At 59.8% G+C, this 12,888-nt stretch carries 11 protein-coding genes; 2 read left to right on the forward strand and 9 right to left on the reverse strand.

Annotation, left to right across the window (positions count from 1 at the left end; all coding sequences use genetic code 11):
* Positions 1-32 precede the first annotated feature (32 nt).
* The 5 genes from AC2EBU_RS02145 to AC2EBU_RS02165 all read right to left on the reverse strand — a co-directional run bounded on the left by AC2EBU_RS02145 (position 33) and on the right by AC2EBU_RS02165 (position 5,623).
* On the reverse strand, positions 33-1,307 hold the full coding sequence (locus AC2EBU_RS02145; protein WP_484608737.1) for an acyl-CoA dehydrogenase family protein: 1,275 nt from the start codon (positions 1,305-1,307) through the stop codon (positions 33-35).
* 27 nt (positions 1,308-1,334) lie between these two features.
* Positions 1,335-2,420, reverse strand: a complete 1,086-nt coding sequence (locus tag AC2EBU_RS02150) for a phosphotransferase (protein ID WP_484608738.1) — start codon at positions 2,418-2,420, stop codon at positions 1,335-1,337.
* Between the two features lie 34 nt (positions 2,421-2,454).
* The gene (locus AC2EBU_RS02155; RefSeq protein ID WP_484608739.1) at positions 2,455-3,174 is read right to left on the reverse strand and encodes a Crp/Fnr family transcriptional regulator; all 720 of its coding nucleotides are present in this window, start codon (positions 3,172-3,174) and stop codon (positions 2,455-2,457) included.
* Between the two features lie 141 nt (positions 3,175-3,315).
* Complete coding sequence (locus tag AC2EBU_RS02160; RefSeq protein ID WP_484608740.1) at positions 3,316-4,095, reverse strand: oxepin-CoA hydrolase, alternative type; 780 nt, start codon at positions 4,093-4,095, stop codon at positions 3,316-3,318.
* Between the two features lie 4 nt (positions 4,096-4,099).
* A complete protein-coding gene (locus tag AC2EBU_RS02165) occupies positions 4,100-5,623 on the reverse strand; it encodes a 3-hydroxyacyl-CoA dehydrogenase (protein WP_484608741.1) in 1,524 nt (507 codons plus the stop codon).
* Between the two features lie 747 nt (positions 5,624-6,370).
* On the opposite strand from AC2EBU_RS02165, the gene AC2EBU_RS02170 reads away from it, so the two are divergent.
* Entirely contained in the window at positions 6,371-7,951 is a 1,581-nt protein-coding gene (locus tag AC2EBU_RS02170; protein ID WP_484608742.1) for a hypothetical protein, read from the forward strand.
* Between the two features lie 27 nt (positions 7,952-7,978).
* Here AC2EBU_RS02170 and AC2EBU_RS02175 read toward each other — a convergent pair whose 3' ends face one another.
* Together AC2EBU_RS02175 and lexA are read right to left on the reverse strand one after the other, a co-directional pair.
* Positions 7,979-8,986 carry a D-2-hydroxyacid dehydrogenase family protein gene (locus AC2EBU_RS02175; RefSeq protein ID WP_484608743.1) on the reverse strand — a complete coding sequence of 336 codons (1,008 nt, stop codon included), beginning with the start codon at positions 8,984-8,986 and terminating at the stop codon, positions 7,979-7,981.
* Positions 8,987-9,528: 542 nt separating this feature from the next.
* Positions 9,529-10,203: a transcriptional repressor LexA gene (gene lexA / locus AC2EBU_RS02180; protein ID WP_484608744.1), complete on the reverse strand. Its 675-nt coding sequence runs from the start codon at positions 10,201-10,203 to the stop codon at positions 9,529-9,531.
* A gap of 79 nt (positions 10,204-10,282) precedes the next feature.
* On the opposite strand from lexA, the gene AC2EBU_RS02185 reads away from it, so the two are divergent.
* Positions 10,283-11,260: an asparaginase gene (locus AC2EBU_RS02185; RefSeq protein ID WP_484608745.1), complete on the forward strand. Its 978-nt coding sequence runs from the start codon at positions 10,283-10,285 to the stop codon at positions 11,258-11,260.
* Between the two features lie 89 nt (positions 11,261-11,349).
* Here the strand turns inward: AC2EBU_RS02185 and adk are convergent, their stop codons facing one another.
* Both adk and kdsB read right to left on the reverse strand, forming a co-directional pair.
* A complete protein-coding gene (adk, locus tag AC2EBU_RS02190; protein ID WP_484608746.1) occupies positions 11,350-12,006 on the reverse strand; it encodes an adenylate kinase in 657 nt (218 codons plus the stop codon).
* Positions 12,007-12,115: 109 nt separating this feature from the next.
* Positions 12,116-12,886: a 3-deoxy-manno-octulosonate cytidylyltransferase gene (kdsB, locus tag AC2EBU_RS02195; protein ID WP_484608747.1), complete on the reverse strand. Its 771-nt coding sequence runs from the start codon at positions 12,884-12,886 to the stop codon at positions 12,116-12,118.
* Between the last annotated feature and the right edge of the window lie 2 nt (positions 12,887-12,888).

The following is a 12,888-nucleotide window of genomic DNA, read 5'->3' on the forward strand; positions in this document are numbered from 1 at the left end:
TTGGATCGGTCAGGCCCGCCTCCGGGGGGCGGTCAGCAACCCCGGGTCACCGGAACGGCTGCATCGCGCCCGAATGTGCCGTACTTGCCCAGTTCCCATTTGGCGATGGCGTTCCGATGCACTTCGTCCGGGCCGTCCGCAAAACGAAGCGTACGGGCGCCGACGTAAGCACTGGCGAGTGGAAAATCCTGGCACAAGCCGCCACCGCCATGGACCTGAATGGCCCAGTCGATGACCTCGCAGGCCATGCTGGGTGCAACGACCTTGATCATCGCGATCTCCGAACGGGCTACCTTGTTGCCGGCAACGTCCATCATCCAGGCCGCCTTCAGTGTGAGCAGTCGCGCCATGTCGATCTTGCACCGGGCTTCTGCGATGCGCTCTTGCGTGACGGTCTGTGCGGCGACCGGTTTGCCGAATGCCACCCGCCCGAGGGCACGTCGGCACATCAATTCCAGCGCTCGTTCGGCCAGGCCGATCAAACGCATGCAGTGGTGGATACGACCGGGCCCGAGGCGCCCTTGCGCGATCTCGAAACCGCGACCTTCGCCGAGCAAGATATTCTCGGCAGGCACTCGGACGTTCTCGAAGAGGACCTCCATGTGGCCGTGGGGCGCGTCGTCGTACCCCATCACCGTCAAGGGCCGCACGACCGTGATTCCCGCAGTGTCTGCGGGGACCACAATCATGCTTTGCTGAGCGTGTTTAGGTGCTTCCGGGTCCGTTTTGCCCATTGTGATGTAGACCGCACAGCGTGGGTCACCGGCACCCGATGTCCACCATTTGCGGCCGTTGATGATGTATTCGTCGCCCTGGCGCTCGATGCGGGTGGCGATGTTGGTGGCATCGGACGAGGCGACATCGGGTTCCGTCATGGCAAAAGCCGAGCGGATATTCCCCTGGAGCAAGGGCGAGAGCCAGCGCGCCTTGATTGCTTCGCTGCCGTAGCGGGCAATCGTTTCCATGTTGCCGGTATCCGGCGCTGAACAGTTGAAAACCTCGGACGCCCAGGTCACCCGCCCCATGATTTCCGCCAGTGGCGCATACTCCAGGTTGGTAAGCCCGGCGCCGTGGTACCCCGACGCCTCAGCTGTGTCCGTCGGCAGGAACAGATTCCACAGACCGGCGTCACGGGCCTTGGGCTTGAGTTCTTCGATGACCTGAAGCGGGCTCCATCGGCGGCCGGCTGCGGTGTTTGCCGCCAATTCATCTTCGTAGGCCCTCTCGCTCGGGTAGACATGGTCGTCCATGAACCGCTGCAGGCGCGCCTGCAGCTCTCGGGTGCGAGGCGAATATTCAAAGTCCATCGGTTTCTCCGGTTGAAATGGGTCGGGTCAGGCCTTGCTGGCAAACTGCCAGGCCAATGCAGCCATGGGGCGGGCCCCTGCACCCGATGCGCGGGCCTGTGCGCTGGAGGCCGTGCCGGTTTCGACCCGTTTGGCGATGCCCTGCAGGATGGCCGCAATGCGAAACAGGTTGTAGGCCAGATAGAAGTTCCAGTCGGTGCGCAAATCGTCAGGGGCGGCCAGGCCGGTACGGTCGCAGTAGAGGCGGATGTACTCGTCTTCGACGGGAATACCCAGGCTGTGATGGTCCAGCCCACCGATGCCACGAAAGGCCCCCGGCGGGATATGCCATGCCATGCAGTGATAGGCAAAATCCGCCAGGGGGTGCCCCAGCGTGGATAGCTCCCAGTCCAGCACGGCCAGGACACGGGCTTCCTGCGGGTGAAAAATGAGGTTGTCGAGCCGGTAGTCTCCGTGGACCACGCTGACAAGTGAGTCGTCGCGGGCCCGGGGCGGGATATTCGCCGGCAACCAAGCCATCAGCTGGTCCATCTCGTCGATGGGTTGTGTGACGGATGCAAGATATTGCTTGGACCACCTGCCGATCTGTCGTTCGAAATAATTGCCTGGCTTGCCGAACGTAGCCAGGCCAATGTCCGCCGGGCGAATCTTGTGCAATTCCGCCAGGACCCGGTTCATCTCTAGATAGATTTCGCGACGCTGCGTGGGCAGCATTCCAGGCAACGACTGGTCCCACAGAACGCGACCCGATACGAACTCCATGATGTAGAACGCACGACCGATGACGCTTTCGTCCTCGCACAAGGCGAGCATTCGCGCAACTGGCACCGCCGTTGCACAAAGCGCATGCATGACCGCAAATTCCCGCTCGATGGCATGGGCCGAGGGCAGCAATTTGGCGACCGGCCCCGGTTTCGCACGCATGACGTACGACTGAGTCGGAGTCAACAACTTGTACGTCGGATTGGACTGCCCACCCCTGAACATCTCCACCGTAAGGGGGCCCTCGAAGCCGGGAACACGGCCCTTGAGCCAGCCTTCGAGGCGTTCGATGTCTACGGCATGCTGACTGGTGACGGGCCGGGTCCCGATGAAATGGTCGAATTCACTCATGTTTCTTTGTCCGCAGGTTGGAACGCCTGATCGTTCAGGACTCTTGATCGATGAGACGCATCAGTGCGTCCCGGTCTCGAATCACGAGTCCGCCCGCCTCGATGCGGATTGCCTGCTCGCGCTCCATCGCTTTGAGTTCCTGATTGACCCGTTGCCGGGATGCTCCCAGAAGTTGGGCCAGTTCCTCCTGGGCCAGTTGCAGTCCGATTCGTGTTTCGTCGCCGTGGGCCAGGCTGGGAATGCCATAGCTGCGCGCCAGATGTAAAAGCTGTTTGGCCAGTCGAGCGCGCAAGGGCAGCGTGTTGAGGTCTTCCACCAGGCCATAAAGTTGGCGAATGCGTCGGGCATGAAGTCGCAGCATGGCGTCGTACAACTCGACATGCAGTGCCAGAATCTTCTTGAAATCGGCTTTTGCTACGCACAGAATGGTTGTGTCTCCATGGGCATAGGCATCGTGGGTGCGTCGGTCGCCGTCGAAGATCGACACATCGCCGAACCAGATACCTGGCTCTACATACGTCAACGTGATCTGCTTTCCCGACACGGTGGTGGAACTCACCCGAACCGCGCCTTTTGCGCACGCGATCCATTGCTCCGGTGGCTCGCCTCGTGCAGCAATCAATTCGCCGTCTTTGAATCGTTTGACGTAGGCGCATCGCAGAATGTCGTGCCGCAGGGAAGGGGAAAGAGCCGAGAACCAGCGACCGTTGTTGATCGCCTCGCGTTCGTCGATCGTAAGAATGGGATCGTCCATGGCGTGTCTTTTGTGTGACTGGTTGCAGGGGAATTGTCGTGTGCGGGACGGCGGCGGTGCACTGCGGCTGTCGCATGGGCGTCTGTGCTGGGCCGGTCGCTGGCCAGGCAGGCCGGTACCCGGCCGAATTCCTGCCCCGTGTTACCGGTAAGACGGCGGGGTTTTGCTCAGAAAGGACGCGATTCCGATTCCTGCATTGGGATGATGCAGGTTCCTGACAAAGTGGTCGCGTTCCCGATTGAGGTGGGCGGACAATGTGCTGCTGTCGGCCTCGGACAACAGTTCCTTGATGCTGGCCAGAGCGTTGGGTGCCCGCTTGTTGAGTCGCTCGCACAGTGCCAGTGCGTCGGTCAGCGCATTGCCGGCGTCGCTGATAACGTTGACGACACCCAATTGGGCCAATCGCTCGGCACTAATTCGGTCCCCGCACAGGAGTAATTCGGTCGCGAGCTGGCGAGGGATGGCCCGGGACAGGCTCCAACTGGCTCCGCCGTCGGGAGACAAAGCGATATTGACGTAGGCCATGACGAAAGCGGCATTTCGCGCGGCGACGATGAAATCACATGCCAGCGCCAACGAGAAGCCGGCGCCAGCTGCGGCGCCTTCGACCGCGGCGACAACTGGTTTCGGAAAAGTCCGAATGGTTTCGATCCAGTTATGCAGGCCGTCGATACTGCGCGCCTGGTGGTCGGGGGGGAGTTGTCGATTGGCCTGGAGGCGTTGAAGGTTGCCGCCGGCGCTGAAAACGGGTCCTTGCCCGGTCACGATCACCGAACCGATTTCCGGGTTGGACTCCGCAGAGCCGAGCGCTTCGACACCCGCCGCATAGATCTCGGGCCCCAGGGCATTTCGGTGTTCGGGATTGCTGATGGTCAGGACCATGGTCCTGCCTTCCGTGGTGCTCTGCAGTTCGGCTGTCATGGTCTCAGTCCTCGGTGTGCAAGAGCGAAAGTCCCAAGGCACCCCGGCGCCGCAGCCAGGGGCTAGGTCGGTAGCGTGGATCACCGTAAACGGTCTGCAGGTTGAACAGGACTTCAAGAATGCTTGCGGGGCCGCAGGCGTCACCAAGCGCCAGGGGGCCTTGAGGATAGCCAAGGCCCCGTGTAACCGCCGTGTCCAGATCGTTCGGACTGCAGACGCCTTGTTGGCACATGTCCGAAGCAATATTGACAATGGTCGCGATTACCCTCTGGGTGACGAAGCCTCCGCTGTCCCGGATGACACTGACGGCTTTGCCGTCGCGTGCGAACAGCGCGTGCGCGGCAGATACCCAGTCACTGCGTGAGGCCGGGTTTCGCGCCAGAACACGACGACGGGTGGTACTGTCGGGCAGCAACAGGTCGATCCCGATGGTTCGCGCCGGATCAAGCCGGTCGACCGCAGCGACGGTGGTGACGTCGAAGCCGAGCGGGGCGACCAGGATGAGAGCCTCGGTCGAGGGCGAAGCCGCCGTTTCGATGCGGGCGCCCAGTCCTTTGAGCAACTGCAACAGTTCCTGACGGCGCGCAGCACGTGGTGACACCCAGACCGGCGGAATCGATTCCACGGCCGGGGTTTGGGCTTCTGGCGGTATCTGCGCCACGCCATTGACATACCGGTAAAAGCCTTCGCCGACTTTTCGGCCCAACAGACCGCCGGCAAGCCGCTGCGCGGTGATCACGCTGGGGCGATATCGGGGCTCTTCGAAATATTGGTGGTAGATCGACTCGATGACCGGATGGGAAACGTCGAGCGCAGTGAGGTCAAACAGTTCGAAGGGACCCAGCCGGAACCCCGCCTGATCTCTCAATATTCGATCGATGGTGGGAACGTCGCTGACCCGTTCGCCCAGGATGCGCAGAGCTTCGGTGCTGTAGCCGCGGCCGGCATGATTGACGATAAAGCCGGGCGTATCGCCTGCGCGAACCGGTGCATGGCCGATGGCTTGGGCGAAGCGTGTGAGTGCAGCACAGGTCTCTTCGCTGGTCCGAAGTCCGGCGATGACCTCGACGACTTTCATCAGGGGAACGGGGTTGAAAAAATGGTAGCCCGCAAATCGCTCGGGCCGCTTCAGCACCGAAGCGATCTGAGTGACCGAAAGTGAGGAGGTATTGGTCGCGAGGACGGCTGTATCCGAAACGATGTCTTCCAACTGGCGAAACAGCTGCTGTTTGATATCGACACGTTCGACGACAGCTTCAATGACGAGGTCGCAACCTTGCAGGTCAGCCAGTTTGTCAGCAATGCCCAAGCGGCTTCTGTAGGTTTCCCGGTCGGTATCGGTCAGCTTGCCTCTTTCCCTTAACCGTTCCCACGTATCGCCCAAGGCACTGATGGCTGCTTCACAAACAGAACGCTGAGTGTCGTGCAGCCAGACGAAACAGCCGGACTGCGCGGCAATTTGGGCGATGCCTCGTCCCATAGCGCCGGCGCCGATGATGGCGATGTTGGAAAAGGGTGTCGGATTCATGGGTTTGATTATGCGGCCAGCCGAAAACGCGCAAGGGCTGTGTCAAAATGTTCGGATAACAAGTTACAAACTGCCTTGCGAAACTATCTCATTGGATCGGCTCTGACTCTGACGGCACTGGGCAGTAGTGCTTTGGGTCTCGGGCGCGTGCAGGGTGCCGCCTGGATTGGTAAACCGTTGTCGGTAACGGTCCCGGTTCGGCTGGAAATCCCCGAGGAGCCCTCCGCGCTTTGTCCAGAGGTCGAGGTGTTTCAGGGGGATACACGTGTCAATCCGGACCGGGTTACCGTGGTGGTGGGTGGACGAAACCCTCGCGAGCCGGTCCTTCAGGTGCGTGCGGCGGTTCTCGTCGAAGAGCCAGTCGTAACTTTGTATGTGCGGGTGGGTTGCGCGAATCGAACATCACGCCGCTACGTTTTGCTGGCAGAGCCGGAGCCGGAGCAGGATTCGGCAGTTCCGGTTCCTCCAGCGGCGGCGTCACCGCCTCTCGTTCGACCGGTCGCGCCCGTGCCGGCAAATGCATCCGGATCGGTTGCTTCGGCTGGTGCCGGCGTAGCGTCCGGAGCGCCGGGTTCGAATCGGCGAGACGCCTCGTCGGGTGCAGACCCGAGGTCTCAAGGCCGACAGACCGCCACGGTAGCCAGGCCGGTGGACGTGCTCGATTCAACCGGTAGTACACCGAAGCCTCGAGCGGTCGTGCGCGTTCCGGACGCCACGCCGCCCAAGATGCTTCTTGGAAGGTCCCGATTGAAGCTCGATCCGGTTGAGCTTCTTGTCGAACGTGACCCGGTCCTGCGTTCTACCCGCGAGTTGGGTCAGGTTCCCGGCGAAGCGGATCCGCGTCGCAGTGAGATGGCAGCACTTTGGAAGGCACTGAACGCAAGTCCCGAAGATATTCTGAAGGCGGAGCAGCGGCTGGTCAGCATGCAGACCACTTTGTCAGCGATAGAAACCCAGCATCGACAGCAATCTCGCCTCGTCGGCGAATTGCGGGCCGAGCTGGAAAAAGCCAAGGAAACGAACAGCCGCTCCCAGATTATTCTTGCCGTGATGGGGTTCCTGACGGCGCTTGCTGCGCTGTTGGCGGGTTTTGTCTGGTATCGGGCGCGCAAGCGCTCCGAATCGGCTTGGTGGAATGTCGAGGATGATGCGGCGTCAAAGGAAGAGAGTGATCCAGTACCTGCTCCTGTCTTCCCACGGCCAGAAGCCAACTTAGGGTCACGGAAAAGCGAGATTCGTACGCAGGAGCCGATTGGCGCGTCAGGTACAGGGACGACACCACTCGTCGTCCCCATCTCTCCGGCGACCCCCGCACCGACAACTGAAACATTGCGCGTATTGGGCGCTCGAAACGAGGCCCCATCAGTCGAAGTGCCGGAATTCGTACCCAGTGAAGGAGGGGCTTCCAGGGCAGTCAACGTTGACGAGCTTGTGGACGTACAGCAAGAGGCGGACTTCTTTGTCTCCTTGGGCGATTTTGACAAAGCGATCGAAGTTCTGACCAACCATATAGCGGAGAACTCGCAGACCAGTGCGTTGGCCTACCTTGACTTGCTGAAGATCTACCATCTTCAGGGACGTCGGGAAGATTACGAAGCGGTACGCATGGACTTCAATCGCGTATTCAATGCCGAGGCACCAGCGTTTGACGCCTACGATCAGGTGGGTCGCGGACTCGAAGCCTATGGCTCAGCGATCAGTCGCATCGTTACGTTGTGGCCGTCGCCCAAAGTGCTCGCGGTAATTGAAGAGTCGATATTCCGCAAGCCCGGCAGGGGAGCCCAGGCTTTTGATCTTGAGGCCTATCGCGAGCTCATGCTGTTGCACGCCATAGCCAAGGAAATTGCTGGCGAGGTTGAATCCAATACCTCGCCGACACCATTGCTTGCGGACGAACCCATTCGGCTTGAACCGTTGCCCTATCGGCCGAAATTCGAGAATACGAATATCCATCCGTTGTCGGCAACTTCAGAGGATTCGCAATCGGTTTCGCCTGTCCTGGTCGAACCGGCAACGCCCGCGCCAACGCCAACGCCAACGCCAAAGCCCATGGCGCCAATGCAGCCAGGCGTTGTTGCAGCACCAGTCGAAGTTGCGATGCCGAGGGTTCCGAAATCTTCGAAAATTGGTCTTGATATTGACTTGTCTGCATTCTCTGGACCGGAGGAGGCCCCCTCCAACGCGCGAGTTTCATTGCCAGACCTGCCACCGATTCCCCCGCGAGATGCGACCGTGGCGTCGAGCGCTGGCTCGGCTACACCGTCCATAGGAAACCTGATCGACTTTGATTTGTTGGACGAGTCCCTGCCCAAAGGGCAGCGAAAGTAATTTACTGTGATGTGGCCGCTACGACGGCTACCGTCGAACCTGTAGCGATCCGGGATTGACAATGTTCGTGGGAGTTCCGCGTACAAAGTTGACAACGTTGTCAAATGCAGCGCCGAAGTATTGCTCGTAGCTGTCCAGCTCGACGTAGCCAATATGGGGTGTGCAGATGCAGTTCTCGAGCCGCAGCAGCGCGTGTCCCTGCAATATTGGCTCGCTTTCGAACACATCAACAGCAGCCATCCCCGGTCTTCCTCGGTTCAAGGCGCTGATGAGGCTGTCCGGTTCCAGGATCTCCGCGCGCGACGTGTTGATCAGTAGCGAAGTGGGTTTCATTCTCGCAAGATCTTCTCCAGTCACCAAGGACCGAGTGGCTTCCGCCAGTCGCAAGTGGAGGGTCAAGACGTCGCTCTGTTCAAAAAGGTGCTCTCGACATTCAAAAGTCGCCAGCCCATCTGCCTGGGCTTTGTTCCGGGAACTCTCACTGCCCCATACCTGAACCTTCATTCCGAATGCCTTGCCATAGCCTGCAACCAACTGACCGATTCGTCCGTAACCCCAAACCCCGAGCGTGCGGTTGCGCAGAACGGTGCCCAACGAAAAGTTGCTTGGCATGCTCGCGGTTTTGAGACCGGATTGTTGCCAGGCGCCATGCTTGAGATGGGCCACATATTGGGGAAGCCGACGCGATGCAGCCATCATCAAAGCCCAGGTCAGTTCCGCGGGAGCATAGGGTGAACCGACCCCTTCAGCGACTGCAATGCCGCGCTCAGTACAGGCGTTGATGTCGATATGAGAACCGGCCCGTCCGGTTTGGGAAATTAGTTTCAGTCGCGGAAGCTTCTCCACCAGTTGTCGCGTGATATGGGTCCTCTCCCGGATCAGCACGATGATGTCGGCATCCTTCAAGCGTATCGACAATTGGCCCAACCCCTTGACAGTATTGGTGTAGACCTTGGCGGGGTATTCGTCCAGCTTGGCGGCACAAGCCAACTTTCGGACCGCGTCTTGATAATCGTCGAGAATCACAATGTTCATGGACAGCATTGTGCCTTTGCCAATTCATGGCAGTCTCCCCACGATGAGATCCGGGACAAAAAGGGGTCGGTCGGGTGTTACCGGTTCGCGTTGCGAGCGTCTGTCATTCGCTCGAGTTCAGCGCAAACATCGGCCATTCGTCCGGAAATCACCATTCGACCTGCAAGCGAATGGTCGGGACCATCGGCGAAGCGGACTATGCGCAAGGCACGAGCGCTGTTGCCTCGGACGCCCGGCCCTCCGTCACAATTCTCAGCGGTTTTCGGAATTGCGACCGGCGCAGGAAAGATGACGGATGCCGCCGGGACGCGTTGACCGGAGCATGCTGAATGCTCGCGACCGCAACCTGAGCCACTCGGTAGTTTTATAGATGTAAACAGGCCGGAAAAAAAGCCGGCAAAAGCCATCGCAACAGTTCCCATGTGAACCCTTCCTGGAGAGACAGGTTGAACATAGGCAGGATTGCTGAAGAAGGCTGACCACCCAGGGAAGAGTGCCAGTTCGGCCTCATCGCCCGCCACCTGAGAGTCAGAAACAAGATGTCAGAACATCAAGCTGTTTCGAATCAGACCAACCGCAAGGCCTTCGATCTCAAACGGCTCTTCGGCCTGAACCACGATGGTCGGATAGTCGGGGTTTTCGGCATGTAGTTCGACTCTGCCGCCTTGATACCAGTAGCGCTTGACGGTTACCTCATCCCCCAAGCGCGCAACAACGATCTGTCCGTTTCTGGCCTCGCGGCGTGTCTGTACGGCCAACAGGTCACCATCGATAATTCCAGCGTCTCGCATTGACATGCCTCGAACCCGGAGAAGATAGTCCGGCCGATTCGGGAAAAGACTGCTTTCGACATGGTAGGCTTGATCGACATGTTCCTGGGCGAGGATCGGCGATCCTGCTGCCACCCGCCCGATCAGCGGCAAGACCAGTTGCGAAAGCCCCGGGAGCGGCAGGTTGAACTGGTTGCGGCGAGACTCCGCAAGAGAGCGTAAAGTCTGGCTGCGCAGGCGAATGCCGCGCGATGTTCCACTGACTAGTTCAATGGCCCCTTTGCGCGCCAGTGCCTGCAGGTGCTCTTCCGCTGCGTTTGCAGACTTGAAACCCAGTTCGTTGGCAATTTCAGCCCGGGTGGGAGGGGCGCCTGTCCTCGCCATGGTGTTTTCGATGAGTTCGAGAATCTGTTGCTGGCGTGCGGTCAGTTTGGGAATATCGGTCATGACAGGCTCCTGCGTCGTTTCAGGTCACTTGAGCTGGAAGTTCATACAGTTACTGTAGTTTTACACAGTTTAAAAATTTATGCAAGCAAGTGCGAAGAAAGTTGTGGTGTTGGGTACCGGCGGGACGATTGCGGGCGTTGCCAGGGACCGGGGGGATACGCTGGGATACACCGCCGGGGTCATACCGATACGGGATTTGCTGGCGAACGTCGCGGTAAGCGCTGATTTGGAACTTGTTGCCGAGCAGGTGATGCAACTTGACAGCAAAGACATGAATGAGTCGGCGTGGTGTGCCATTTTGCAACGCTGTCGTTTCTGGTTGGCGCAGGACGATGTGGGCGCGCTGGTAATTACCCATGGAACTGATACGTTGGAAGAGACGGCGTTTTTTCTCGATGCGGCCTTGCCACCAGACAAGCCCGTGGTCTTGACCTGTGCGATGCGTCCCGCGTCGGCGCTTGTTCCCGACGGGCCGCAAAATCTAGCGGACGCCATTGTTCTGGCCAAGGGCCTTGGTGAGGGCGGCGTGTATGTTGTCTGTGCCGGCCTTGTTCATCAGGCGTGTGATGTGCAGAAGGTTCACACCGATCGACTGGACGCGTTTGACTCGGGCGATCCCGGCCCATGGGGTGCCATCGTCGCGGGGCAGATTCGGAAATACGGCAGAGGGCATGGCCCGAAGGTAACGATCGATCCCGACATCGTTGAACGCACGGCGCCCCAGAACTGGCCGCGGGTCGAAATCGTCTTCAACCATACGGGAGCCGATGGGGCACTGATTGCTGCAATGTTGGAACCGGCTGCGGACAGTCGCAAGGTTGCCGGAATCGTTGTCGCGGCGACAGGTAACGGCACGGTTTCCAATGGGTTGGAGTCGGCGCTGCTGGCAGCACAGGGACGAGGGGTGCGTGTCGTCCGGTCAACGCGCTGTGCGCGGGGCAGTGTGACTCCAGTACCTGGCGCAAGAGTCCCCGACTCGCGAGGTCTAAGCCCCGTCAAGGCCCGGATCGCTCTGATGCTGGAATTGATGGGCGGTCACTGGTCGATACCTCAGTAATGGAAAAGCCTCGCAAGGCGAGGCTTCGGTCTGCCTGATTCATCAGGGGTTCTGGCCCATCGGGTTCGGGCCAATGGAGACCTTAGCTCTTAACTGGAAAGTGCGGTCAGTGCTCTGCCGGTAATTTCGTCAACAGAACCGGTACCACTGATGGCCCGGTACCGTGGCGCCGCAGCCGGATCGGTGGCAGCCCATTGACTGTAGTAATCGACCAGCGGTCGGGTCTGTGCGCTGTACACTTCCAGCCGCTTGCGGACGGTCTCCTCTTTGTCGTCTTCCCGCTGAACCAGCGGCTCGCCGGTCAGATCATCAATCCCTTCCACCTTGGGAGGGTTGAACCGGACATGGTAGGTCCGTCCCGATGGCGGGTGGGAGCGACGACCACTCATGCGCTCGATGATCGCGTCAAACGGAACGTCGATTTCGAGAACATAGTCAAGCTTCACGCCCGCGGCCCGCATCGCGTCGGCTTGCGGAATGGTTCGTGGAAAGCCATCAAAGAGGAAGCCATTGGCACAATCGGCTTGCGCAATGCGTTCCTTGACGAGATTGATGATCAGATCGTCACTGACCAGTCCGCCGGACTCCATGACGGCCTTCGCCTGCAAACCCAGAGCCGTTCCCGCTTTTACCGCTGCACGCAACATGTCGCCCGTCGAGATCTGCGGAATGCCGTACTTTTGGCAAATGAAGGTGGCTTGAGTGCCTTTACCCGCTCCGGGTGCGCCCAACAGGATCAGTTTCATCGGAATCCTCAGAAAAAGGGAGGTGTTTCGGTAGCGATATCAAGTCGGCCTGCAACCGCTCGAAGGGCTACCGTTCGAAAGCAACCGTCGAGAATAGCACGGGGAGGCCTTATGAAGCCTTACATTGATCCGGCCACGTGGCCCGGACTCGGTCCAGATCCTCCGGGGTGTCGACGCCGCCAGCCGGTGCGTGGTCGACCACGTGCACGGCAATACGGTACCCATGCCACAACGCGCGCAGTTGCTCCAGGGACTCCAGGGTTTCGAGGGGAGAGGGCTGTAGTCGAGGATAACTTTTCAGAAACCCGACCCGATAGCCATATATGCCGATATGGCGCAAAGGGGCGGGCGTTGTCAGCCGGGCGACGCCTCCGATATTGCCATCCCGCCACCAGGGAATCGGCGCGCGGCTGAAGTACATCGCGTTGCCAACGGCATCCAGCACAACTTTGACCACGTTCGGATTGGACAGATCATGCTGCGAGTCGATCGGATGTGCCGCGGTACTCATGGCCACCTGGCCGCCAGGAGGGAGCAAACAGGCCACTGAGTCGATGAGCGCAGGTTCTATCAGTGGCTCGTCACCCTGGACGTTGACAACACATTCTTCCTCGCCAAGCCCCAGCAGGGCGCTGGCTTGCGCGAGCCGGTCACTGCCGCTGAGGTGATCAACGTTCGTGAGAATGGCTTCAAACCCGTGACGCTTGCAGGCTTGCACCACCGTGGAATCATCAGCTGCGACGATGACACGCTTCGCACCCGAAAGCGATGCTCGTTCAGCAACACGCACGACCATCGGCGCGCCGTGTATGTCAGCCAAGGGTTTTCCGGGGAGCCTGCTGGAGGCCAGTCGAGCCGGAATGAGAACGGTAAACGTCATCG

The organism is Curvibacter sp. T50 (assembly GCF_057219955.1).